This window comes from Rathayibacter sp. VKM Ac-2759, assembly GCF_009834225.1.
Taxonomy (GTDB): domain Bacteria; phylum Actinomycetota; class Actinomycetes; order Actinomycetales; family Microbacteriaceae; genus Rathayibacter.
In genome coordinates this window covers 944,749-969,207 of record NZ_CP047176.1, presented here as the reverse complement: position 1 = coordinate 969,207, position 24,459 = coordinate 944,749, and the positions used below count along the sequence as shown (strand labels likewise).

The following is a 24,459-nucleotide window of genomic DNA, read 5'->3' as shown; positions in this document are numbered from 1 at the left end:
TCCCGGGGGTCCTCCATCATGCACATCCGTTCGCGCCCGCTCCTGACCGCCGTCCTCGCAGCGACCGTGCTGGCCGCTCTGACGGGCTGCGTTCCCGCCGCCGACACCGCCGCCGAGCCGGTCGCCGATCCGACGGCGGCCGGCGGGGCGGCGGCACCCGCGTCGGCGACCCCGAGCGCCTCCGGGTCGGCGACCCCCGCCCCCGGTGGCTCCGCCACTCCCTCGCCGGCGATGGCGGACGCGGTGAGCCTGCTGATCGGGCCGACGTCCTTCTCGCTCGTGGACGCCTCCGGGACGGAGCTGGGGACCTGGGACTACCGGAACGGGACGGGCGCGGTCGAGGCGCTCACCGAGGCGTTCGGCAGCGCGCCGACCGAGTCGGACGACGTGCCGTACGAGGGGTTCCGCAGCCGCGTCTCGGGGTGGCCGGGGTTCGCCTTCAAGGACACCGAGGTGTACGACGCGGGCGGTCCGGAGCTGGAGTTCCCCGAGCCGGACTTCATGGTCGACGCGACGGCACCCTCGGTCGGCGATGTCGCCATCAGCACGCTCGGCGGCGTCGCGGTCGGCGATGCGACCCGGGACGTGGTCGCGCAGCACCCCGATGGCGTCCCGGAGGGAGGGAGTCTCGGGCTGTTCCTGTTCGACGAGACGACGGTCGGCTCGCACAACGGCGGTGATCTCGTCAACTCCGTGATGGCCGTCGCGGAGGACGAGATCACGGTGTCGCGGATCGCAGCGCCGTCGGCGAACTGGGGCGTCTGACCTGTCGAGCCGCGGTGTCGCGCTCCGGTCGCTCCAGGAGGGCTCCGCGTCGACAGTCGAGCACGCCACGGGAGCGGACCGCTCCGAGTCGGGATCGTGGGCGGCGGATCCCTCGCAGGACGGCGCCTCCGCGCGAGGAAGAGGTGCGTGGCGCCGCACGGGGCGGCGGCGCGCCTCAGAACGGCGGAGGCGCGTCCTCGAACCGGGGGCGAGACGGTGGCCGGGGTGGGCCTCCGGGAAGAACGGGTGGCCGGGTGGTGACGCGGCGTCCTGTGGGGGTGGTCCACTCGGCGGTGCCGTCGGGGTGGAGGCGGTAGGTCCAGCGGTCGCCGTGGCGGACGTGGTGGTGCGCGGTGCAGAGGCTCAAAAGGTTCGCGAGGGCGGTGTCGCCGCCGTTGCGCCATTCGAGGGTGTGGTCTGCCTCGCTGGTGGAGGCCGGGCGGGTGCAGCCGGGGAAGCGGCACGTCTGGTCGCGGAGCTGGAGGTGGAGGCGCATCCGGTGGGGTGGGACGCGGTGGGTGCGGCCGACGGAGGCGACGATCCCGGTGTCCGGGTCCGTCAGGATGCGGGTGAAGGACGCTCCGACGCCGACGAGTTCGCGGGCGGTGTCGGCGGGGATGAGTCCGTAGCCGTCGAGGTGCGCGGGGGCGTCGTCGGCTCCGGAGGCGGTGCTCGCGGCGAGCGTCAGCCGCACGTCAGCGCGCACTCCGGGCACGAACGTCGGCGGGGCGGCCGGGCCGTCGTCGACCGGGGTCGTGCCGGCGATGTCGCCGTCGCAGAGCAGGTCCGCGAGGGCGTCGGCGCGCAGCTGGGCGAGCGTGCGCTCGTCGCCGGAGGCCTCGGCGTCGCCGTCGCGGAGGGTGCGGGCGATCCGGTCGAGTCGGTTGTACGCGCTCATCGCGACGGGCGCTGGCAGGAGTGCGCACACGGTGGCCATGCCGTCGATCTCGGGACTCACCCACACGCCGCGATCCTGCCGAGCGCGCACGTGCCGCACGGCCAGAGGCTCGTCGTGCAGTTCGTCTCGCATCCGTGCGACGGCCCGGCGCAGCTGCGTGAGATTCTTCGTCAGCGCCACCTCCACCGCGCGTTCGTCGAGCGCGCCTCGGGCCGTGGCGGGCAGGGTGGCGGCGGCGTCGCAGATCGCCTCGATCGCCTCCCACAGCAGTCGACCCTCCGAGAGGGCAGCGCGGGTCAGCGGCAGGTCCTCGAACAGCAGCTGGGCGAGCTCGAGGTTGCGTGTCACCATCCGCTCGGTCATGCCCTGCCGGGTCGCGAGGTCGGCACGGATGGACCGCTCCACGAGGTCACGCGACTCGCTCCGCGACAGCCGGCCACTCCGGGCGAACGCCTCCGGGATCTCCCACGCGACCCGGCGGGCGAGGTGGAGGGCCGTGGCGCGGGTGAACTGCAGCTGCGCCGAGGAGAACCCCGCCCGCGCCGCGAGCTCGGCCAGCTCGTCGACCGCGCCGAGCCGCGCCGCGACTGCCGCTGAGGTCTCACCCGCTCCATCCATACGAGTATTGAATCAGGGACCACCGACACTGCCGTGTCACCGCCTCCTGCCTACTGATCGAGTAGCCCGCGGAGCGGGCGCATCGAGATCCCGCGTCGCCGGACCTGCTGACGCCGGTGGGTCTCGATACGCCCCTTCGGGGCTACTCGACCAGCGGGCGGGCGGGCGGGAGGCTCGCTGACGGCGGGCTCGACGGTCTCACCACCTCCTGCGCCGCCTCCTGCCCGCCTGCTGATCGAGTAGCCCGCGGAGCGGGCGCATCGAGATCCCGCGTCGCCGGACCTGCTGGAGGTGGTGGGTCTCGATACGCCCCTTCGGGGCTACTCGACCAGCAGGAGCGCGAGGCAGCGCAGGCAGGCGGACAGGAGGCCGGCCGACGGTGGTCCGACGCCGCAGCCGCATCCCGAGCCGGCCGTCGCCTGCTGATCGAGTAGCCCGCGGAGCGGGCGTATCGAGATCCCGCGTCGCCGGACCTGCTGACGCCGGCGGGTCTCGATACGCCCCTTCGGGGCTACTCGACCAGCGGGCGGACGGAAGGACACGCAGACGGCCGGCCCGGCGCAACGCGGCCTTGTCCCGGGTCGTCCCTCCTGCTTGACTCGGCGCGGCGACGACGGGAGGGCCACGTGCGCACCACCCGCTCCGCTGCGCTCCTCCTCGCGGCCGTGACCGCCTCCGCACTCGCCGCGTGCGCCGCCACCGCTCCGCGCCCCGAGCCGGCACCGGTGGCCGAGCTGGAGCCCGGCGTGTACCGCAGCGTCTCCGCGAGCAGCACGACGGATCTCGACTTCACCGACCCGGTCGTCCCCCTCGCCCTCACCCTCACGAAGGACGGCAACCACCGCCTCACCGTCGACGACGGCTGCGACGTGAAGTCGGGTCCGTTCCACCTGGAGGACGGCGTCCTCACCGTCACGACGCTGTCGGCGACGTTCTCGACGTGCCTGCCTCCGGCGAGCGACATCAGCGTCCTCGTCGACGCTCTCCTCGCCGAGCCCGTCACGATCACCGTCGACGGCGCGGACACGGTGTGGAGCAACTCCGCCGGCGAGATCGTGTTCGCCCCCGCAGACTGAGGCTCACGCCACCGCGCGCACCCGCTCCATCAGCGTGTCGTAGTCGCGCTGCCGCCCCTCGAGCGACGCCGCGAGGTCGACCGTCTGCACGGCTCCGTCGCGCTTCAGCCACCGGCCGCCCGTCATCACGTGCGAGGTGTCGAAGCCCGAGGCCCCGTAGACCAGCGCCGAGTGCAGCGACTGCGCGCCGACCGGTCCGCGGTGCAGGGCCGAGACGGGGAGCGCGATCAGATCCGCCACGGCTCCGGGAGCCAGCGTCCCGTCCTCCGTCGCGCCGCCGAGCGCCCGGTGCCCGCGCCACGTCGCCATCCCGAGCAGCTCGCGCGACGTGATGGCGTTCGGGCGCCGCTCCGCGAACGCCGCCAGCTTGCCGAGGGTCCGCAGCTCCTCGAAGAGGTCGGCGTTGTTGTTGCCGCAGAGGTTGTCGGTGCCGATCGCGACGTTCACGCCGGCGTCGAGCGTCTGGCGCACGGGCGGCGCGGCGGCTCCGCTGATCATGGCGACGGAGGCGGCGGCCACCAGGCTGGCGCGCGATCCGGCGAGCAGGCCGAGCTCCTCGACCACGATCTCGTTCGAGTGGGCGAGCAGGAGCGGCACGTCGAACAGGCCGAGCTCCCCCATCATCTCGAGGGCACCGCGGCCGTAGCGCTCGCGGCAGGTCGCGTCCTCCTCTCCCGAGGTGCCGTAGTGCGTGTGCAGGCCCACTCCGTAGCGGTGCGCGAGCGCCACCTCGGCCTCGATCGCCTCGATCTGGTTGTCGACGAAGAAGGCGTGCGGGCCGACCCAGCCGCGCACGAGCGGGTGCTCCTGCGAGGCGGCGACGAAGGCCTCCGCGGCCGCGAGCCCGACGGCACGGGCGTCGTCGTCGCCGAGCTCGACGATGCCGTAGGCGACCCGGGAGCGCAGTCCCGACGCCTCGACGGCCGGCAGGTACGCCTCTGCGAAGAGGTACTGGTCGGCGAAGAAGGTGGTGCCGCTGCCGATCATCTCGGCGCAGGCGACCGAGGCGGAGGCGGCCAGCAGCTCGGGGGTGAGGTGCGCTTCGAGCGAGCGGATGGCACCGAGCCAGCCCTCGAGGGTGAGCAGCGAGTGCCCCTCGGAGACGCCGCGGAACAGCATCATCGGGGCGTGCGCGTGCGCATTGACGAGGCCCGGCATCACGACGCTCGCGCCGAGGTCGACGACACCCGCGCCGGTCGGCCGGCTGCCGCGGAGCCTGTCGACCGAGAGCACGATGCCGTCCTCGATGGTGACGACGGCGGGGCCGAGCTCGTCGGCCTCGGCCTGCGCGAGGACGTGGTCGGCGACGACCAGCGTGCGCGTCATCGGCTCGTCACCGCGGGGTCGGAGCCGGCCATGAGGGCGCCGATCTCGGAGGTCTCGAGCGCGCCGCGCGGGAAGGGACCGGCCAGACGGCCCTCGTAGAGCACGACGATGCGGTCGGAGAGCGAGAGGATCTCCTCGAGCTCGGCCGAGATCAGCAGCACACCGGCTCCGCGGCTGCGCGCGGCGAGCAGCGCCCGGTGCACGAACTCGATGCTGCCGACGTCGAGGCCGCGGGTCGGCTGGTTCGCGATGATGACCGCGGGGTCGCCGTCGAGCTCGCGCCCGATCACGATCTTCTGCAGGTTGCCGCCCGAGAGCGAGCCGATGAGGCGCCGCGCGGAGGCGCCGCGCACGACGTAGTCGGCGATCAGCTGCTGGGCGAAGCGGTGGATCGCACCGCGGCGGAGCAGGCCCGCGCGGTGGAAGCGGCTCGAGCGGTAGGCGACCGAGACGGCGTTCTCCTCGAGGGTCGCTCCGCGGTTGAGCCCGACGTGCATGCGGTCCTCGGCGATGTGCGCGAGCCCCGCGTCGCGGGCGGCGCGCGGACCGCGGCCGGTCGTGTCCCTCCCGGCGATCACGACCCGGCCCGACTGCACCCGGCGGAGCCCGGCGATCGCGTCGACGAGGGCGCCCTGGCCGTTGCCGCTGACGCCGGCGACTCCGAGGATCTCGCCCGCGGCGATCGCGAGCGACACGTCGTCGAGACCGGAGTCGCCCGCGCTGACCTGCGGGGTCGACACTCCGGAGACCTGCAGCACGGTCTCGCCGGGGGTGCTCGGAGGGATGTCGGCGGTGAGGAGGACCTCGCGGCCGACCATCATGCGCGCGATGGCGCGAGGGGTCGCCTCCGCGGCCGTCATCTCGCCGACCACGTGCCCGCGGCGCATCACGACGATGCGGTCGGCGACCGCCATCACCTCGGGGAGCTTGTGGCTGATGAACACCACGGCGGTGCCGAGGGAGGCGAGGTGCCGCACGGCGCGGAGGAGGTCCTCCGCCTCGGCGGGCGTGAGGACGGCGGTGGGCTCGTCGAGGATCAGGAGCCTCGTGTCGCCCGCGAGCGCCTTCAGGATCTCGACCCGCTGCTGCAGCCCGATCGGGAGCGCGGCGACCAGCTTGCCGGGGTCGATGGGGAAGCCGAGGCGGTCGGCGAGCGCCGCGACCTCGCGCTCGGCGGCGGCGTCGTCGACCCGGCCGTCCCGCCGCCGCGGCTCGCGGCCGAGCAGCACGTTCTGCGCGACGGTGAAGGAGGGGACGAGCGCGAAGTGCTGCTGCACCATGCCGATCCCGTGGTCGATCGCGTCCTGGGGTCCGCGGATCGCCACCTCCTCCCCCTCGATCTCGATGCGGCCCGCGTCGAGCGGGAACGCGCCGAAGAGGAGGTTCATCAGCGTGGTCTTGCCCGTCCCGTTCTCGCCGACGAGCGCGACGACCTCGCCGGCCGCCACCTCGAGCGAGACGTCGGCGACGGCCAGCACCCCCGAGGAGGCGAAGTACTTGCGGAGGCCGACGAGCCTCAGGAACGTGCTCATGGTGCTGCCCTTCCGGACGGGACTGGATCGTCGAGTGGAGGCGCAGGAGCCGCCGCGGGGGGACGACGGCTCCTGCGGTCGTGCGGCTAGCCGGCGTAAGGGGCGCAGGCTGCCGAGTCGGGGGCGTTCAGGGCGTCGCAGACCTCGAAGCTGCCGTCGAGGATCTGCGCCTTGTAGTCCTCGACCGACGCCTTCGCCGCGGCGACGGTGTCGGCGAGCTCGGGGTGCGCGTCCTCGAAGACCGTCGAGCCCTCGTCCCACGAGAGGCCGGTCGCGCCGTCGGCGAGGCCGACGTTCGTCGCTCCGGCGGTGAAGTCGCCGTCCTTGGCCGAGGAGACCATGTTGAGGACGTTCGCGTCGACGTGCTTCATCATCGAGGTGATCACCGTGCCCGGGGCGACCGAGTCCTGGTCGCTGTCGACGCCGATGGCGTAGAAGCCGCCCTCCTCGGCGGCCTCGATGACGCCCGTTCCCGAGCCTCCCGCGACCTGGAAGATGACGTCGACGCCGTCGCTGTGCATGTCGAGCGCGGTCGACTTGCCCAGCGCCGGGTCGTTGAAGGTGAAGTTCAGGTAGGTGCGCTGCACGGTGCAGTCGGAGCAGGCGGCCTTCACGCCCTGCTCGTAGGCCCAGGCGAACTGGTTGAGGCCGGGGGCGTCGCCGCCGACGACCGCGCCGACCTTCTTCGTGGTCGTCATCGTGCCCGCGACGAGACCGGCGAGGAACGAGCCCTCGTGGGTGTTGATCGTGTAGAGCTCGAGGTTGTCGGGGATCTCGGAGTCCTCGAGGCTCTGGTCGGGCATCCCGATCTTCTGGTCGGGGTACTGCTCGGCGATCGAGATGACGGTGTCGAGCGGCAGCGTGATGCTCAGCACGAGGTCGGGCGAGGTCTGGATGGCCGAGCGGAGCAGGGTCTCGCCCTGGGCGACGTCGGGTGCCTCGATGTGCGTGGTGCTGACGCCGAGGGAGTCCTTCGCCTCGGTGAGGCCGGCCAGGGCGGAGTCGGTGTAGGAGAGGTCGCCGGCCACGCCGCCGACCAGCGCGACCGAGTAGGCGTCGGGGTCGGCCGAGGAGGCCGAGGCGCCACCACCGCTGCTGCAGGCGGCGAGGGCGAGCGAGGAGGCGGCGAGCAGGGCCAGGGTGGCGATCTGCCGCGAGCGGCGGCCGGTCGGAGCGGAGCTGCGGTGGGTCATGGTGTCCTTCGGTCTCGGGTGCAGGGAGGGGGCTGGGGAGGGAGGTGCGAGAGAGAGGTGCGGGAGAGAGATGCAGCAGAGGGGTCAGCGCACGGCCGCGAGCTGCCGCCTGGCCCGGCGCGGGAGGCCGAGGGTCTCCTTCGCGCGGAGGCCGCGGTAGCCGACGAACCCGAGGACGATCAGCGTCGCCGCCATCGGGATCAGCTGCACGAGCACCTGGGGCAGATCGGTCGTGCTCTGCAGCCGGATCGCGAACGCGTCCGAGAAGCCGAACAGGAGCGAGGCCGGCACCAGGAACACGGGTCGGTTGACGGCGAGCAGCGCGGCGGTGATCGCGATCCAGCCGGCGCCGTCGGTCATGTTGCGCGCGAACAGCCCGAGCTCGCCGACGGTGAGGAACGCGCCGCCGAGGGCGGCCAGCGCTCCGGAGCCGATGAGCGCCAGCGTCTGCACCTTCGGCACCGAGATGCCCGCTGCGCTCGCCGCGCCCGGCGCCTCGCCGACGGCGAGCAGGTGGCGGCCCGGCCGGTAGCGGAAGAGCAGCCCGAAGGCGGCGGCGCACGCGAAGGCGAGGTAGACGAGCCCGTTGTAGCCGCTGACGAGCGGCCCGAGCACCGGCACGTCCTCGAGGAACGGCAGCGGGATGTCGGGCAGCGTCTCGACGTCGGGCGTCCACACTCCGACGCCGCCGAAGAACTGCCGCATCAGGTAGATCGAGAGCTCGAGCAGGAGCATGTTGAGGCCGATCGCGAAGACGATCAGGTCGACCCCGACCCGGTGCGCGGCGGCCATCAGCGCACCGGTGATCCCGCCCGCGACGGCGGCGACGATGATCGCCAGCAGCTGCGACTTCGTGCCGTCGAGGGCGACGAGGCCGACGAAGGCGCCGACCAGCATCTTCGCCTCGATCGCCAGGTTGAGGACGCCGGCGCGCGAGCTGAGCGCCGCCGCGAGGGCACCGAACAGGATCGGAGTGGTGAGCTGGATGCCGTTGTGGATCAGCTCGGGGGTGAGGAAGGCCGAGAGGAAGTCCATGCTCACTCCTCCCGGGGGCGGGTCGGGGCCTCGGGCTCCGCGTGGGCGCGGACGAGGTCGGGGTCGGGCGGGGTGTCGACGGGCTCGGGAGGCGGTGGTGCCGCGGCCGCGCGCGCCGCGATCTCGCGCGCACCGCGCCGCTTGCTGAGCCAGAGCTCGAGGCGGCCGGCGAGCGGGGTCTGGATCGCCACGAGCAGGATCATCAGCGAGAGGATGACCGCGCCGATCTCGCGCGGGATGCCCATCAGGATCTGGAGCCCGTTGATCGCCCCGACCGTGATGGCCGAGAACAGGATCGCCGCGAGCGACCCGCCGATGACGGTGGTGCCTCCGAGGATCGCCGCCGTGAGGCCGTTGAACCCCGTGCCGTCGAGGAACCCGTCGATGACGCGGTAGTTCATCCCGATGACCTGGATGCCGCCGCCGATGCCCGCGAGCGCACCGCCGAGGGCGGCCGCCCGCAGCACCGCGGTGCGGGTGCGCATGCCCGAGTAGCGGGCGAAGACCGGCGCCTCGCCCGCCATCCGCTGCTCGTACCCCCACGTCGTGCGCGACTGGTAGACCGCGACGAGCGCGACGAAGGCCAGCGCGATGACGAGGTTGGCCCCGAGCTTGGTCGCGGTGTCGAAGATCGGCAGCCGCGCGGTCTCGTCGATCTGGGGCGTGTAGGAGGCGGTGCCTCCGGTGTCGCGCAGCGGGTAGTTGATGAGGAAGCTCAGCAGCAGCGCCACCATCGAGTTGACGATGATGCTCACGATCAGCTCGTTCGCTCCGAGGAACACCCGGAAGACCGCGGGGACGAGACCGACCAGCGCACCGGCGACCGCCGCCGCGGCGAGCGCCGCGATCGGGTGCAGACCGCCCGGCAGCTGCACCTGGTAGCCGACGATCACGGCCGCGATCGCGCCGAGGCCGTACTGCCCCTCCTGGCCGATGCTGAAGAGCCCCGCACGCAGCACCATCACCGCGCCGAGGGTCGTCATGATCAGCGGAGTCGCGGTGGTGAGCACGGTGCCGAAGTTGCAGTAGCCGGGGTCGCAGGTGAAGGCGGCCTGCCCGATGGCCGCCATCGCGTCGCCCGGCGAGCGCCCCGAGACCGCGATCAGGATCGCGCCGATGACGAGGGCGAGCAGCACGGCGACGACGGGCACGGAGACGCGCTGGGCGGCGCGGGCGAGGTCGAGGTCTTTCACGGTCACCTGGGTTCCGGTCGGTGCCGGGCGCAAAGCGTTTTGCACCCGTGAGGATTTCCCGAGCCTAGGGTCGCGGTGGAGCCGTCGGCCGCTTCGTAACGTCCTTTTTTCCCGCACGAAACGGAGTCGAAACGCGGCCCGCCGAGCGGGGAGACTTCTGGGCCGAGTCGCGAAATGACGATCGCGCACCCCCTCCGCGTGACGATGTGATGGGATGAGCGGCAGGTGCAAAGCGATTTGCGCCGTGCACAGTGAGGGGGGCGCCGATGCCGACGAGCAGACCGACCATGCAGCAGGTGGCGCAGCTGGCGGGGGTCAGCGTCACGACGGTGTCGCACGTGCTCTCGGGCAAGCGGCCCGTGAACCCGCGGACCGCCGAGCGGATCCTCGCGATCATCCGCCAGTCGGGGTACGTCCCCGCGTCGGCGGCCCGCACCCTGCAGTCGGGGCGGAGCATGCTGCTCGCGGTCGCGGTGCCCGACATCACCACCTCGTACTTCAGCCGCATCGCGAAGGGCGTCGAGCTCGTCGCCGCCACCGTCGACTACGGCGTGCTGCTCTGCAGCACCTCGATCGGCGGGCAGCGCAGCCGCCGCTACCTCGACCTGCTGCGCAACCGCACCGTCGACGGGCTCGTCTACGTCGCCAGCGACTCCCCCGTCGACGCCGAGGAGCTGCGGCCGTTCGCCGCCGACTACCCGCTCGTCCTCGCCGACGAGGAGCTCCCCTCCCTCGAGGACGTCACGGTCGTCACCTCCGACAACCGCCACGGCGGGCGCCTGGCGGGCGAGCACCTCGCCGCCCTCGGACACGAGCGCGTGCTGATCATCGCCGGGCCCCGCGCGCTGGTGTCGACCCGCGATCGCGCCGCCGGGCTCCGCGAGTCGTTCCCCGACGCGCTGATGCTGAACGGCGACTTCTCGACCGAGTCGGGCGCGGCGCTGGCCGACGAGGCGCTGCGCAGCGGCACTCCGTTCACGGCGATCGCGGCGGGCAACGACGAGCTCGCGATCGGAGCGATCGGTCGGCTGCGCGCCGCGGGGATCGACGTGCCCGGCGACGTCTCGGTGATCGGCTTCGACGACATCGAGGCGGCGTCGCTCATCGGCCTCACCTCGATCAGCCAGCCGGCGGTGGCGATCGGATCGCGCGCGGCACGCCTCCTGCTCGACGCCCTCGCCGACCCCTCGACCGCCCGGGTGCGCGAGAAGCTCCCGGTCGAGCTGGTGGTGCGCTCGACGACCGCGCGCGCCACGGCCGTCGCGCGGGTCTGAGGCTCAGCCCCTCGCCCGGAGGACCGCCGCGACCGACGCCTCGACGACCGCGTCGAGGATCGCCTCCCCCTTGGCCGCAGCGGCGGTCGTCGGATCGCCGAACACCGCCGACTCCGAGAACGGGTGAAGCGGCATCTCGACGGTGCCGAACTCGGGCGGGAACACGGGGTAGCAGACGACGTAGCGCTCGGGCAGGACCAGCTCCGGTGCGAGCGCCAGCACGAGGGAGGTCTCGAGCTCCTCCGCGTGCGCCAGCCCGGGAGCGGCCGGCCGCGACTCGCGGACCTGCCCGGCCGCCTCCTCGAAGCCCGGGTAGTCGAGCTGCAGCGCCTCGACGCCCTCGGCGGCCAGCAGATCCACGGCCGCCCGCAGCGGGGCGCGGTTGCCCCAGTCGCCGTTGACGATCACGAGCATCGTCCCGGAGGCGTCGAGGGCCCGGGCGATGTCGACCGTGATCGCGGTGACGGTGGCCGCCGCGAGCGACACCGTGCCGGGGTAGCCCGCGGTGCCGGCCGTAGCTCCGTACGGGATCGCGGGGAGCAGGAGCGCGCCGAGCCGCTCGGCCGTCCGCTCGGCGACGGCCTCGGCGACGATCGTGTCGGTCGACAGCGGGAGGTGCAGTCCGTGGGCCTCCAGTGCGCCGAACGGCAGCAGCGCGACCGCGGGCGCCTCGTCGCGGATCCGGTCCCAGGGCAGCTCAGTCGCGCGCAGCATGCCGCCATCCTGCCCTGAAGCCGGTCAGCGCAGGACGAGCGAGAGCAGCAGCGTCATGCCGAGAGCGAGGACGGAGGCCAGCGAGACGCCGACCGTGACCGACTTGAGCGCACCCCGCACCGACTGGCCGAGGAAGCTCTGCAGCAGCCAGAACGTGTTCGAGGTGACGTGGATGCAGAAGAGCGCGCCCGAGCCGGCGGCCAGCGCGACCAGGAGCGGGTCGAGGCCGAGCGTCGCCGCGACCGGCGCCACCACTCCCGCGGCCGTGATCGCCGAGAGCGTCACCGAGCCGACGGCGATGTGCAGCACGGCGGCCATCAGCCAGACGAGCAGCAGCGGCGCGGTCGCCGACGCCGAGAAGTAGCCCTCGAGCAGCTCACCGAGGTCGCCCTCCGCGATCACGGCCGCGAGGCTGCCGCCGACTCCTGTGAGCAGGAAGATCTGTCCGCCGTCCTGGAACCCCTTCGCGACCGCCTTCTCGATCCGCTTCGCGCCCACGACCGAGCGGCCCACGGCTCCGGTCGCGATCACCGCGATCAGCAGGGCGATCACGGGATCGCCGAGGAACTGCAGGACCGGCACCTCGACGCCGGCCACGGTCAGCACGGCCTCGGAGGCGATCAGCAGCAGCGCGAGGAGCATCGGGGCGAAGAGCAGCAGGAGGGGGCGCTCACGCGGCGCGTCCGACGCGTCCGCGGTCTCGACGGCGGCGCGCCCCGGGGCCGAGAAGTCGGGGCTGGCCGGTCGGGCCGCACCGGCCGACGCGGCCACGAGCACGGGGGCCTCGTCGCGCAGCACGACCTGCTCGTCGCGCGCCGGATCCCAGAAGCCCAGCCGGAACGCGAGCGACATCAGGAGGATCGTCACCACGACCGTCGGCGCCACGACCGCGAAGCCGCCGAGCATCATCACGCCGAGCGGCACGCCGAGAAGCCCCGCCAGCGCGACGGCGGCGAAGCCCGGGACCATCATCACGATGCCCATCTCGAGCCCCACGGCGAAGGTCACGGCGACGATGCCGGTGCCCTCCCGCCCGAGCCGCGGCGCGATCCTCCGCGCGAGCGGCGCCGCGATGACGATCAGCGCGTCGACGAAGATCGTCTGCAGGTACGTGGCGAACGAGAGGCCGAGCGCGTAGGGGATCCCGCGGCGGCCGAAGATCCGCATCAGGCCCTCGACGAGCCGCACCACGGCGCCCATCTCGTTGAGCATCGCGCCGATCAGCACGCCCCAGCCGATCAGGAGTCCGGCCTCCATCATCACGTCGCCGAAGCCGCGGGTCATCGTCGAGACGGTGTCGACGGGGCCGAGCCCGGTGAGGAGCCCGATCGCGGCGGCACCGACGGCGAGCACGAGCACGGGGTTCTGACGGAAGCGGACGATCGCCACCACCACGACGACGATCACGAGGCCGACGACGCCCAGCGTGTACCACTCGGGCATGTGCCCTCCCCCTCGATCACCGCTCCGCGCGCGGTCACACACTAGGGGGTGGCGGCCCCCGCGGGCGCACGGGATAGCGTGGACGGATGGCACTGACGCTCCCGGAACCCCGGCTCCCCTCCCTCCTCGACTCGCCCGTCCTGAAGTGGGGGGTCGTCGCCCCGGGCGGGATCGCCGGCAGCTTCGTCGAGGCCCTGCAGAAGCACACGCGCCAGCGCGTCGTCGCCGTGGGCTCGCGCTCGCTCGAGCGCGCCGAGCGGTTCGCCCGGCGCTTCGGCATCGAGCGCGCCTCCGCGGGCTACGACGCGGTCGTGAACGACCCCGAGGTCGACGTCGTCTACATCGCGTCTCCCCACTCCGAGCACGCCCGCCAGGCCCTGCTCGCCATCGCGGCGGGCAAGCACATCCTGGTCGAGAAGCCCTTCGCGCCCACGCCCGGCGAGGCGGAGATGATCGTGCACGCGGCGCGGGACGCCGGAGTCTTCGCGATGGAGGCGATGTGGATGCGCTACCTGCCGCACACCGACGTGGTCCGGCAGCTCGTCGCCGACGGCGCCGTCGGCCCGCTCGCGCTGGTGTCGGCCGACTTCGGCGCGGCGTTCCCCTTCGACCCGAGAAGCCGCATCTTCGACCCGGCGCTCGCGGGCGGCGGCCTGCTCGACGTCGGTGTCTACGCCTCCTCGTTCGTCTCGATGATCGCCGGCACGCCGCAGAGCACCGAGGTGTCGGGGAGTCTCACCTCGACCGGGGTCGACGCCACCGCCACCATCGTCGGACGCCACGCGGACGGTGTGCAGTCGATCGCGACGTCCACCGTGCTGGCCGACACTCCGCAGGCGGCCTGGGTGGCCGGCGGCGAGGGGCGGATCGACGTGCACCCGTCGTTCTGGAGCCCGAGCGGCGTGACGCTGACCCGCGGCTCCGAGAGCGGCAGCTGGAGCGACGAGTCGCCCCTGCAGGGCGGCGAGGGACTCGCCTGGGAGGCGCTGCACCTCGCGCAGTACGTGGCGGAGGGGCGCACCGAGTCGCCGCTGCACCCGCTCGACGAGGTCGTGCAGGTCGTCCGGACGCTCGACGACGCCCGCCGCCGCCTCGGGGTGTCGGTCTAGCGCTCCCCCGCCGGCAGCTCGACCCGGAAGAGCGTCCGCCCCGGCGCCGACTCGACCAGCACCCGGCCGCCGTGCGCGTCGACCACCGCCGCCACGATCGCCAGCCCGAGCCCGGTCGAGCCCGTCGTGCGCGCCCGCGAGGAGTCGCCGCGCGCGAACCGCTCGAACAGCACCGGCACCAGCGCCGGGTCGATCCCGGGCCCGGAGTCGGTGACCTCGACGACCGCGATCGGCCGTCCGCGGTCGTCGCGCCCCTCCGACAGCGCCGCGACGACGCGGGTGCCCGGAGGCGTGTGCACCGAGGCGTTCCGGAGCAGGTTCGCCACCACCTGGTGCAGCCGGAAGCCGTCGCCGCGGATCTCGACGGGCTCCTCCGGCAGCTCGAGATCCCACTCGTGGTCGGGGCCGGCGACGTGCGCGTCCGACACCGCCTCGATCAGCACCATCGTCAGGTCGACGGGCTCCTTCTCGAGATCGCGGCCCTCGTCGAGCCGTGCGAGCAGGAGGAGGTCCTCGACCAGCGAGGTCATCCGGGTCGCGGCCGACTCGATCCGGTCGAGGGAGTAGGTCGCCGACTCGGGCAGCTCGGCGTCGCCGCGCCGCGGCAGCTCGGCGTAGCCGCGGATCGCGGCGAGCGGGGTCCGCAGCTCGTGCGAGGCGTCGGCCACGAACTGCCGCACCTTGTTCTCGCTCGCCTGGCGCGCCTCCAGAGCACCGCCGACGTGGTCGAGCATGCGGTTGAACGCGGCACCGACCCGGCCCACCTCGGTGCGGGTGTCGGCGTCGCGCTCCGCGACACGCTCGACCAGCTCGACCTCGCCGCGCTCGAGGGGGAGCTCGGCGACGCGCGTGGCCGTGGCCTCGACCCGGCCCAGGGGGCGCAGGGCCACGCGGATGATCGCCGTCGCGATGAGAGCGACGAGCAGCATCGCGGCGAGCACGACGATGACCACGACGACGGTGAGGGAGCGCAGCGTGCTCTGCCCGTCGCTCAGCGGGACTCCGACGATGACGACCGCGCCGTCCACGACGGTCGCCTCGGCCCGGTACTGCCCGAGCTGACCGCCGAGATCGACGGTCACGGCATCGGAGGCCGTCGCGACCTGCGCGAGCACGGAGTCGGCCGGCTCGGCGAACTCCTGGCAGTCGTTGTCGACGTCGACGTACGTGCCGACGTAGGTGCCGTCCGAGCGCTGGAGCGCCGTGATCGTGTTGATGTTCTGGTTCGGCCCGCCGCCGAACGGGCCGGAGGGGCAGCTGGTCGCGCGCTCGACCGGGCTCGCGTCCGCGAACTGACTCGGCCCGTCGAACTCGGTGAGCCGTTGCAGCGACTGGTTCAGCTGCTGGTCCGCGCGCTGCAGCAGGATCCCCTGCAGCGAGAGCACGCTCACCGCTCCCACGATGCCCGCCGTGATCGCCACCATCGCGACGACGGCGACGACCATCCGTCTCTGGAGGGTCCACGGCGCTCTCGGGGCGTCCCGGGAGCGGCGCAGCGCCGAGCGGGTCGCGAAGTCGCCCAGGGTCGGGCGCGGGCGAGCCACTACTCCGCGGGCTTCAGCATGTAGCCGGCGCCGCGCACCGTGTGGATCATCGGCGAGCGGCCGGCGTCGATCTTCTTGCGGAGGTAGGAGATGTAGATCTCGACCACGCTCGACTTGCCGCCGAAGTCGTACGACCAGACCCGGTCGAGGATCTGCGCCTTGCTCAGCACCCGGCGCGGGTTGCGCATCAGGAAGCGCAGCAGCTCGAACTCGGTGGCGGTGAGCTCGATCTCCGCGTCGCCGCGGCGCACCTCGTGGCTGTCCTCGTTGAGCACGAGGTCGCCCACGACGACCTCGGGGTCGTCGACGTCGTTCGCGAGCAGCGTGGAGCGGCGGATGAGGCCGCGCATCCGGGCGACGAGCTCCTCGAGCGAGAACGGCTTGGTGACGTAGTCGTCGCCGCCCGCGGTGAGCCCGGCGATGCGGTCGTCCAGCGCGTCCTTCGCGGTGAGGAACAGCACCGGGGTCTCGCTGCCGTCCGCGCGGACCCGCTGGAGCACCTGCAGACCGTCGATGTCGGGGAGCATCACGTCGAGGACGATCACGTCGGGGCGGAACTCGCGGGTGATCGAGATCGCGGCGCGTCCCTCCGCTGCGGTGCGCACCTCCCAGCCCTCGTAGCGGAGCGCCATCTGCAGGAGGTCGGTGAGGGTGCTCTCGTCGTCGACGACGAGGACGCGGATCGGGGATCCGTCTGCGCGCTTGAGGCGGGTGCGCTGCGCGGAGGCGACGTGCTTCGAGGGGGCCGGGATGCTCATGTCTCCTCAGTATCGGCATGTTCCTATGAACAGCCTATGACCACCCGATGCGGTCCCTGTGGGCACCCGGAGGCGGTCAGCCCTCCTTCGCCGGGTCCGCCGACTCCATGTCCTCCACCGACGCCGACCGCGCGTAGCCGCGCACCCGGCGGTCGATGAAGGTCGCGAACCACAGCAGGACGCCGATCACCAGCAGCACCGCGGCGATCTCGTACTGCGCGATGTCGCGCCCCGAGGTGATGGGGAGCACCAGGTAGACGCACGCGACGGCGCCGAGGACCGGCAGCACGGTGGGCGTCCGGAAGTGCGCGTGCTCGACCGGCTGCCTCCGCAGCACGAGGACCGCGACGTTCACCACCGCGAAGACGGCGAGGAGCAGGAGCGACGTGGTGCCGCCCAGGAGCACCGCGATCGGGTCGGACGGGTCGCGCGAGACGTACGCGGTGAGCAGGAGCGCGATCACGGTCGTGAAGAGGATCGCCGCCCATGGCGTCCGCCGGCCGGCGAGCACGTTCCCCAGGAACGGCGGGAGGACACCCTGCCTGCTCATGCCGTAGAGGAGGCGGCTGGCCATCATCATGTTGATCAGCGCGCTGTTGGCGACGGCGAAGAGCGAGATGAAGGGCAGCAGCGTCGAGATCGGGAAGTCCGGCACCGCGGTCTCGACGACCGTGACCAGCGGAGTGTCGTTGCCGGCCAGCTCGCCGACCGGCACGATCGCCACGGCGAGGGTCGACACCAGCACGTAGACGACGGCGGTGATGCCGAGCCCGGTCAGCATGACCTTCGGGAAGATGCGGCTGGGCTCCTTCGTCTCCTCCGCCATGTTCACCGAGTCCTCGAAGCCGACCATCGCGAAGAACGCCAGCGAGGTCGCGGTGCTGACCGCGAGCAGGAGCGACTTGTCCTCGGGGCTCTCGAACGCGACGACCCGCGAGAAGTCGGCGCCGCCGCCGAAGACCGCGAAGAAGCAGACGAAGATCACCAGCAGCAGACCCGAGAGCTCGATCAGGGTCAGCACGACGTTCAGCCCCACGCTCTCGGCCACTCCGCGCAGGTTCACGAGCGCGATGCAGACCATGAAGACCAGCGCGATGCTCAGCCGGGTCCCCGCGCCGTCGCCCAGCCCGAACCCGATGGCGAAGTTGCTCGCGAACGCTCCGGAGGCGGCGCTCGCCGAGGTGATCCCGCTCGCCATCACCGTGAAGCAGACCAGGAACGTGACGAAGTGGATCCCGAAAGCCTTGTGCGCGTAGAGCGCGGCCCCCGCGGCCTGCGGGAACTTGGTGACGAGCTCGAGGTACGAGCACGCGGTGAGCGTCGCGACGACGAACGCGATCAGGAACGGCAGCCAGGCGGCGCCGCCGACCTCGGCCGCGACCTGCCCGGTGAGGGCGTAGATGCCGGTGCCGAGGATGTCGCCGACGACGAACAGGAGCAGGAGCTTGGGGCCGAGGACCCGCTTCAGCTCGGGCGGGGCGGTCGTCGTGTCGCTCGTCGCAGTCATGATCGGCGCCTCCGTCAGCTCGGTCCGGGTGGCCGCGAGCCTAGGCCCCGGCACCTCCCCCGGGGAACCCCTTCGCATCGGGAACGCATAGGACCCGGAGACGCCCCGCATAGCCCGGCTGCCTACCGTCACTGCCACAGGCCCATCCACCTCCGATCGAAGGAACCCATGTTCGCCACCTACCTCAGGCGAGAGCTCACCAATCGGCGACGGCAGACCGTCATCATCTCGGCCGGGATGGCGCTCGCCATCGCGCTGGTGATCCTCGTCAACTCGTTCTCGGCCGGCGTGCAGAACGCCCAGGCCTCGGTCCTCGAATCCGTCTACGGAGTCGGCACCGACATCACCGTGACCCAGGCCGCCGAGGCGCCGACCGAGGGCGGACCCGGCCAGCAGTTCGACTTCGGCTCGACCGACGGCACGACGGAGGACGGCACGACCTCGGTCAGCCAGTCGCGCCTCGAGGCCGACCGCGGCACGACCACCTTCGACGCCGGAGCCGTCGACACCGTGCTCGGAGTCGACAACGTGCAGAACGCCATCGGCGTGCTGTCGCTGACCAACACGACCTTCAACGGCGAGCTGCCCGACATGAGCCAGATGGGCACCGGCACCGCGCCCGGAGCCGGCACGACCGGCGAGATGCCCACCGGCGGCCCCGACGGCGCGGGCGGATCCTCGTTCGACGTCGACTCCTTCTCGGTCCTCGGACTCGACCCGGCCGGCTCCGCGATCGGCCCCCTGGCCGATGTGAGCCTGACCGACGGCCGCACCTTCACCGCCGAGGACGCGGGCCAGAACGTGGTCCTGATCGACTCCTCGTACGCCACCACCGCCGAGCTCTCGGTCGGCTCGACCCTCGACATCGGCGGCACCGAGTTCAGCGTGATCGGCATCGTCACCTCCGACTCGACCGACGCGTCGACCGCCTCCGACACCTACATCCCCCTCGACGTCGCGCAGACGCTCTCGGGCCAGGCCGGCATGGTCTCGTCCGTCTACGTGCAGGCCGCGTCCTCCGAGGACATCACCCAGATCCAGACCGACATCCAGTCCGCTCTGCCCGACGCCACCGTGTCCACGCAGTCCGACCTCGCCTCCTCGGTCTCGGGCTCGCTCTCGACCGCCGGCGACCTGGTCGCCAGCCTCGGCACCTGGCTCTCCCTGCTGGTCCTCGCCGCCGCGTTCCTGATCGCGACTCTGTTCACCATCTCGGGCGTCACCCGGCGCACCCGCGAGTTCGGCACCCTCAAGGCGATCGGCTGGACCAACGGCTCGATCGTCCGCCAGGTCGCCGGCGAATCCGTGGTCCAGGGCCTGATCGGAGGCGCCGCCGGCATCGTGCTCGGGCTCATCGGCGTCGCGGTGGTCAACATGATCGCGCCGACCCTCTCGGGGAGCTCCGCCACGACGACCGCCGCGGCCGGCCCCGGCGGAGGCTTCGGAGGCGGCGGCCCCGGCGCGCAGACCGCGACCGCCACCGAAGTGGCCCTGTCGCTCCCGATCACCGTCCCCGTGATCCTGCTCGCCGTCGGCCTCGCCGTCCTCGGCGGCCTGCTCGCCGGATCCGTCGGAGGCTGGCGCGCCGCCCGGCTCCGCCCCGCCGCCGCCCTCCGCTCCGTCGGCTGAGCCGGCCCACCCCCGACCGAAGGACACCGACATGTACACCCTCACGAACGTCAGCAAGAGCTACGACGGAGCCAAGACCACGGTGACGGCGCTGAAGAACGTCACGCTCTCGATCCCGGACGGCCAGATGGTCGCCATCCAGGGGCCCACGGGCGGCGGCAAGTCGACGCTGCTGCAGATGCTCGGCGCGCTCGACCGGCCGACCTCGGGCACCGTCGTGCTCGGCGAGGACGAGATCTCCTCGGCCGGCGACGGGCGCCTCGCGGCGGTCAGGGCGAAGGAGGTGGGCATCGTCTTCCAGAGCTTCAACCTGATCCCGACGCTCACCGCGCTCGAGAACGTCGAGACGGCGCTCGCGCCGCAGCGCGTCCCCGCGGCCGAGCGGGCCTCGCGGGCGAGGGAGGCCCTCGCCTCCGTCGGGCTGGCCGACCGCCTCGACCACCTGCCCGCCGAGCTCTCGGGCGGTCAGCAGCAGCGCGTCGCCATCGCTCGCGCTCTGGTGAAGAACCCGAAGGTGCTGCTGGCCGACGAGCCGACCGGCGCCCTCGACGAGGACACGCGCGATGACATCATGACGCTGCTCGAGACGCTCTGGAAGGACCTCGGCCTGACCCTGGTGATCGTGACCCACGACTCCGCCGTCGCTCGCCGCGCCCAGCGCCGCCTGCACATCAAGGGCGGCCACGTGAAGGACGTCGCCTGACGACGGCTCCGCTCACCAGCCTGCTGATCGAGTAGCCCGCGAAGCGCGGCGTGTCGAGATCCACCGGCGTCAGGAGAGAGGGACTTCAGAAGCCTCTGTTGACGCCGGTCGGTCTCGATACGCCCCTGCCGGGCTACTCGACCAGCGAGTGGCGACGGATCGAGCGCGTCAGATCGCGTGGGCCCGGAGGAACGCGAGCGCGCGCGGCCAGGCGTCCGTCGCCGCCGCCTCGTCGTACGTGCCGGCGTTGGAGTCGTTGAAGAACGCGTGCCCCGCACCCGGGTAGACGACGAGCTCGACGTCCTTGCCGGCGGTGGCCTCGCGGATCCGCGGCACCTGCTCCATCAGCGGAGCGTCCTGGTCGCCGTAGAAGGCCAGCACCGCCACCTCGAGCGCCGCCAGCTCCTCGTCGGAGGCGGTGCAGTGACCGTAGAACGGCACCGCGGAGGCGAGGCGCGGCTCGGCCAGCGCCAGCGCGTAGCTGAAGGTGCCGCCGTAGCAGAACCCGGTGACCGAGACGCTGAGCACGCCCTCCTCGCTCAGCAGCCGGCTCACGAGCGCCTGCAGGATCGCCACCGAGCGCTTCGCGTGCGCGGGGGTGAAGACCGGCGCGAAGAACGTGCGCAGCTCGACCTGGCGGGGCAGCCGCCGCACCGGGTGGTCGTAGTCGGCGCGCTGCTCGGTGTCGAGCTGCTCGAGCAGCCCGCTCTCGGCCAGCAGCTCGGGCGCGACGACGCGGAACCCCTCGGCCCCGTAGCGGTCGGCGACCGAGCGGATGTGCCCGTCCACTCCCCACACCTCGTGGATGACGATGAGCGCGTGCTCGCCGTCCCCACTGCGGTAGACGGGTACGTCGTGGTCGGCCAGGGTCCAGGTCTCGTCGCTCGTGGGCATGTCGGGAACCCTAGCCGCGACCGCCGACAGCAGCCTGCGCGCCCGTCAGCGGTACTCGCAGACCACGAGGTTCTGGACGTCCGAGGTGAGCGTCGGCTCGCCGCCGAGGAGGAACGCGTAGTTCTTCGAGCTCGTGCCCATGAAGTCGACCGTGTAGTCGTGCACGCAGTCGCGCTCCGTGAGGAGCACCGACGAGCCGATCGCGGCGGCGCTGGTCGCTCCCGAGAGCGCGTCGGCGAACGAGTCCCCCGCGGCGAAGAACACCGTGTCCTGCAGCAGCGACTGCGGGTAGGCGCGGTTGAGCTCGACGCTCGTGTCGTGGCGGTTCGAGCCCGCGATCCGCGACACCGTGTCGGCGAAGCCGCGGCGGGTCACGTCGTCCTGGTAGGCCTGCGAGATGGAGGGGGTGCCGCCGACGAACTCGGCGTGCTCCGGATCCAGGTCCTGCAGCGTCGCCGCGGTCGGCGCATCGACGCGGGAGGTCGCCCCGTCGACCAGCAGCACGGGCTCACCGCGCCAGCCGGCGATCGGAGCGGCGGACAGGGCGTCCGGGAAGTTGGTCCCGGTCGCCAGGAAGACCTCCTCGTAGGGACCGGTGCCGAAGGCGTCCGCGACGATCCTGCGGGACGTGTCGTAGCGGTCGCCGCCTCCGATGCGGCTCGTGTCGGGGACCAGGGAGCGGATCGCGCCGAAGACGGCGGGGCTGACGCTCAGGTCGCTGCCGACGACGACGACCCTGGCCGGATCGAGCCGGCGGATCTCGTCGGCGACCACGGGAGGGAGGCGGTCCGGGTCGGTGAGCAGCAGCGCGCCGCCCTGAGCCGCCGCCGCGGGGGCCGCGCTCAGCGCGTCCGGCCACTTCGCCCCGCTCGCGAGGTAGAGGACGGGGATGCCGGGCGAGAACACGGCGCTGGTCGCCGCGACCGAGGTCGCGTACCGGTCGGACCCGGCCAGCCGCCCGGTGTAGAAGAGGAACTGGTCGTCGAGTGCGAGGTCGATCCCGCTGACCGCGCCGCCGACCGCGACCGGCACGTCGCTCGCCTCGCCGGAGCGGCGGACGTGGTCCCAGTAGGTGTCGTCGATGCTGCCGTACTGGGTCGAGGCCCTGACGAGGTAGTCGCCCGCGGGGACGGCGGGGAACGTGTACGGGTCGCCGAAGTACACGCGGATGTCCTGCGAGTCCATCAGGTAGTAGCTCCCGGTCGTCGGGTACCGGTACCAGATGTCGATCCGGCGATCACCGGAGACGCCGCCGATGGTGCCCGAGATCGAGCCGACCCGCGACGTGGTCATCTCGACGCCCGAGGCCGGTGCCTGGAGCGGGACGGCGCCGACCGCGACGATGCTGCCTCCGTACCAGGTGGACGCGTAGCTCGGCGAGATGTCGTCGCGGAGGAGGAGGTAGTAGGAGCGGCCGGCCTCGAGCCCGCCGGCGGTGAAGGTGAGATCGGCGGCGACGGGCCACAGCCCGAGGGAGGTGCCGTCCGGCGTCCAGACCTCGACCGAGAGCGAGGCGTCGCTCGGCATCGTCGAGGCGACGGAGCCGTCCGCCTCCTCGACCCTGACCGTGCCCGAGATGCTCGCCGCGGCGCTCGCGGAGGCCGCGGCGCCCGCCGCGGACCGGGCGGCAGGGGCAGCGGTCACCTCGGGCAGCGGCGTGGTGGCGCTGGGCTCCCACGGCTCCTCGCCCTCGGGCACGATCGCCTGCGCCGGCGCGGTGATCGTGTCGGCCGCGGCGGTCAGCGGCGCCCCGGGCAGCGGCTCCGCCGCGGCGAGAGGAGCCGCGCCGAGCGCGAGGACGGTGACGAGGACCGCTGCCGCGGCCGATCGGAGGGAGAGCAGGGACACGGCGGAGTGCCCTTTCGAACGGTCCCGGACGAGCGGGAGGCGGAGGGGGTGATCGCGCTCATGCTATCCACGGTGCGGGGCCGCCTCGACCCCTCCTACGAGCCGGACCCCTGCGTCACCAGGATCTCGTCCCACTCCCCCTCCGGCCGCTCGTAGCGGAACCCGTGCCGCTCGTAGAGCCTCCGCGCACCGCTCCCCCGCAGCACGTCGAGGCGGAACGGCCGGTCGCCGAGCGCCTCCTCCCGCAGCACCTGCGCGAGCACCGCGCCGCCGATGCCGCGCCCCTGCACCGACGGGTCGAGGTAGAAGTGCTCGATCCACACGGCGTCGTCCTCGACCCGCGCGGCGATGCAGCCGACCGCCTCGCCGTCGAGCTCGATGACGCGGGTGCGCTCGGGCCGGTAGCCGTCGAGGAAGCGCCGCCGCACCCGCTGCGCGTCGTAGCGCTCCAGCCGCTCGAGGTCGGGGCGCATCACGACGGCGCGCAGCTCGGCGATCCAGGCCGCGTCCGAGAGAGCGGCCGGGCGCAGCAGGACCTCAGCGGCCACGGGGCTTCCGGGTCCGCCGCACGACCGCCTTCGGGGCACTGGAGCGCGCGGGCTTCTTCCTGCCGCCGCCCGCCTTCTCGGCCGCCTCGCGCGCCTCCCGCGCCTTCGCCTTCGCGGCCTTGGCCCGCGACTCGACCTTCGGCGTCGCGGCGGTGCCGCGCGTGGTCGTGGCGCTGCGGCCGCGGACCACGCCGATGAAGTCCTCGATGTCGTCGGTCTTCTCCTCCGTGAGCCACGCGAGGCGGACCGCCGTCGGCGCGACGCCCTCGACGGGGACGGCGACCACGTCCTTGCGGCTGTGCACGCGCGCGACCGACTGCGGGAGGATCAGCACGCCCACGCCCGCCGCGACCTGCTCCACCGCGTCGTCCAGCGTCCGGAGCTCCGGCAGCGGCCGTCGCGAGCCGTCGGCGACCTCGACGGCGAGCGCCGCCCACTCGGGCACCTGCGCCGGGTCCTGCAGGAGGTGCTCGTCGGCCAGGTCGGCCACCTCGACGCCCTCCGCGTCGGCGAGGGCGTGCTCGCGCCAGAGCACCACCACGGGCTGCTCGTCGTACAGGTGGATCGAGCTGACGGCGGCGGAGGCGAGGTCGCCGCGCACGAAGGCGAGCGTCGCGCGGCCGTCGCGCAGCACCTCCTCCTGCTCGTGCTCGCCGATCACGGTGATGCGCAGCGGCAGCTCGGGGCGGCGCTGACCCCAGACACGGGTCCACTTGGTCGGCGTCACGCCGGGGACGAGGGAGACGGCGAGCACGGGGCCGGCGTCGATCGCGTCGTCGGGCTCGGAGGCCGCCTCGTGATCGGTGGTCTCCGGCTCGTCGCTCATCGCTCCAGGGTAGGCGGTCGACCGGG

General features: G+C 72.8%; 21 protein-coding genes. 6 read left to right on the top strand and 15 right to left on the bottom strand.

Annotated elements, in window-relative coordinates:
* The first annotated feature begins 18 nt into the window (after positions 1-18).
* Positions 19-765, top strand: a complete 747-nt coding sequence (locus tag GSU68_RS04465; RefSeq protein WP_159905886.1) for a hypothetical protein — start codon at positions 19-21, stop codon at positions 763-765.
* Between the two features lie 175 nt (positions 766-940).
* Here the strand turns inward: GSU68_RS04465 and GSU68_RS04460 are convergent, their stop codons facing one another.
* The gene (locus GSU68_RS04460; protein ID WP_159905885.1) at positions 941-2,281 is read right to left on the bottom strand and encodes an HNH endonuclease signature motif containing protein; all 1,341 of its coding nucleotides are present in this window, start codon (positions 2,279-2,281) and stop codon (positions 941-943) included.
* Positions 2,282-2,907: 626 nt separating this feature from the next.
* Between GSU68_RS04460 and GSU68_RS04455 the strand changes: the two genes are divergently transcribed.
* Positions 2,908-3,357 (top strand): META domain-containing protein, encoded by a 450-nt coding sequence (locus tag GSU68_RS04455; protein ID WP_159905884.1) that lies wholly within the window; start codon positions 2,908-2,910, stop codon positions 3,355-3,357.
* Positions 3,358-3,360: 3 nt separating this feature from the next.
* On the opposite strand, the gene GSU68_RS04450 is transcribed toward GSU68_RS04455, so the two are convergent.
* From GSU68_RS04450 to GSU68_RS04430, 5 genes are all read right to left on the bottom strand, one after another.
* Positions 3,361-4,683 carry an amidohydrolase family protein gene (locus GSU68_RS04450; protein ID WP_159905883.1) on the bottom strand — a complete coding sequence of 441 codons (1,323 nt, stop codon included), beginning with the start codon at positions 4,681-4,683 and terminating at the stop codon, positions 3,361-3,363.
* The gene (locus tag GSU68_RS04445) at positions 4,680-6,215 is read right to left on the bottom strand and encodes an ABC transporter ATP-binding protein (protein ID WP_159905882.1); all 1,536 of its coding nucleotides are present in this window, start codon (positions 6,213-6,215) and stop codon (positions 4,680-4,682) included. Before GSU68_RS04445 ends, GSU68_RS04450 begins: the two co-directional genes overlap by 4 nt.
* Before the next feature lie 86 nt (positions 6,216-6,301).
* On the bottom strand, positions 6,302-7,408 hold the full coding sequence (locus GSU68_RS04440; protein WP_159905881.1) for a BMP family ABC transporter substrate-binding protein: 1,107 nt from the start codon (positions 7,406-7,408) through the stop codon (positions 6,302-6,304).
* 84 nt (positions 7,409-7,492) lie between these two features.
* Positions 7,493-8,443 (bottom strand): ABC transporter permease, encoded by a 951-nt coding sequence (locus GSU68_RS04435; RefSeq protein ID WP_159905880.1) that lies wholly within the window; start codon positions 8,441-8,443, stop codon positions 7,493-7,495.
* Positions 8,444-8,445: 2 nt separating this feature from the next.
* A complete protein-coding gene (locus GSU68_RS04430) occupies positions 8,446-9,636 on the bottom strand; it encodes an ABC transporter permease (protein ID WP_159905879.1) in 1,191 nt (396 codons plus the stop codon).
* Between the two features lie 266 nt (positions 9,637-9,902).
* On the opposite strand from GSU68_RS04430, the gene GSU68_RS04425 reads away from it, so the two are divergent.
* Positions 9,903-10,910: a LacI family DNA-binding transcriptional regulator gene (locus tag GSU68_RS04425; RefSeq protein ID WP_159905878.1), complete on the top strand. Its 1,008-nt coding sequence runs from the start codon at positions 9,903-9,905 to the stop codon at positions 10,908-10,910.
* A gap of 3 nt (positions 10,911-10,913) precedes the next feature.
* On the opposite strand, the gene GSU68_RS04420 is transcribed toward GSU68_RS04425, so the two are convergent.
* Complete coding sequence (locus GSU68_RS04420) at positions 10,914-11,624, bottom strand: creatininase family protein (protein WP_159905877.1); 711 nt, start codon at positions 11,622-11,624, stop codon at positions 10,914-10,916.
* A 24-nt stretch (positions 11,625-11,648) separates the two neighbouring features.
* Positions 11,649-13,067 (bottom strand): SLC13 family permease, encoded by a 1,419-nt coding sequence (locus GSU68_RS04415; RefSeq protein WP_159905876.1) that lies wholly within the window; start codon positions 13,065-13,067, stop codon positions 11,649-11,651.
* Between the two features lie 86 nt (positions 13,068-13,153).
* Between GSU68_RS04415 and GSU68_RS04410 the strand changes: the two genes are divergently transcribed.
* Positions 13,154-14,176 (top strand): Gfo/Idh/MocA family oxidoreductase, encoded by a 1,023-nt coding sequence (locus tag GSU68_RS04410; protein ID WP_159905875.1) that lies wholly within the window; start codon positions 13,154-13,156, stop codon positions 14,174-14,176.
* Here the strand turns inward: GSU68_RS04410 and GSU68_RS04405 are convergent.
* The 3 genes from GSU68_RS04405 to GSU68_RS04395 form a co-directional block, all read right to left on the bottom strand.
* A complete protein-coding gene (locus GSU68_RS04405) occupies positions 14,173-15,720 on the bottom strand; it encodes a HAMP domain-containing sensor histidine kinase (protein WP_208544646.1) in 1,548 nt (515 codons plus the stop codon). The genes GSU68_RS04410 and GSU68_RS04405 overlap by 4 nt on opposite strands.
* Positions 15,720-16,478, bottom strand: a complete 759-nt coding sequence (locus GSU68_RS04400) for a response regulator transcription factor (RefSeq protein WP_159905874.1) — start codon at positions 16,476-16,478, stop codon at positions 15,720-15,722. Before GSU68_RS04400 ends, GSU68_RS04405 begins: the two co-directional genes overlap by 1 nt.
* A 76-nt stretch (positions 16,479-16,554) precedes the next feature.
* Entirely contained in the window at positions 16,555-17,985 is a 1,431-nt protein-coding gene (locus tag GSU68_RS04395; RefSeq protein ID WP_159905873.1) for an APC family permease, read from the bottom strand.
* A gap of 168 nt (positions 17,986-18,153) precedes the next feature.
* On the opposite strand from GSU68_RS04395, the gene GSU68_RS04390 reads away from it, so the two are divergent.
* A complete protein-coding gene (locus GSU68_RS04390) occupies positions 18,154-19,614 on the top strand; it encodes an FtsX-like permease family protein (protein WP_159905872.1) in 1,461 nt (486 codons plus the stop codon).
* 31 nt (positions 19,615-19,645) lie between these two features.
* Positions 19,646-20,317: an ABC transporter ATP-binding protein gene (locus GSU68_RS04385; protein WP_159905871.1), complete on the top strand. Its 672-nt coding sequence runs from the start codon at positions 19,646-19,648 to the stop codon at positions 20,315-20,317.
* Positions 20,318-20,485: 168 nt separating this feature from the next.
* Here GSU68_RS04385 and GSU68_RS04380 read toward each other — a convergent pair whose 3' ends face one another.
* The 4 genes from GSU68_RS04380 to GSU68_RS04365 all read right to left on the bottom strand — a co-directional run bounded on the left by GSU68_RS04380 (position 20,486) and on the right by GSU68_RS04365 (position 24,433).
* Complete coding sequence (locus GSU68_RS04380) at positions 20,486-21,211, bottom strand: dienelactone hydrolase family protein (RefSeq protein WP_159905870.1); 726 nt, start codon at positions 21,209-21,211, stop codon at positions 20,486-20,488.
* A gap of 45 nt (positions 21,212-21,256) precedes the next feature.
* Positions 21,257-23,059, bottom strand: a complete 1,803-nt coding sequence (locus GSU68_RS04375) for a cell wall-binding repeat-containing protein (RefSeq protein WP_159905869.1) — start codon at positions 23,057-23,059, stop codon at positions 21,257-21,259.
* Between the two features lie 95 nt (positions 23,060-23,154).
* Positions 23,155-23,607, bottom strand: coding sequence for a GNAT family N-acetyltransferase (locus GSU68_RS04370; protein ID WP_244259388.1), 453 nt, complete (start codon positions 23,605-23,607; stop codon positions 23,155-23,157).
* A complete protein-coding gene (locus GSU68_RS04365; RefSeq protein WP_159905868.1) occupies positions 23,597-24,433 on the bottom strand; it encodes a LysR substrate-binding domain-containing protein in 837 nt (278 codons plus the stop codon). Before GSU68_RS04365 ends, GSU68_RS04370 begins: the two co-directional genes overlap by 11 nt.
* Between the last annotated feature and the right edge of the window lie 26 nt (positions 24,434-24,459).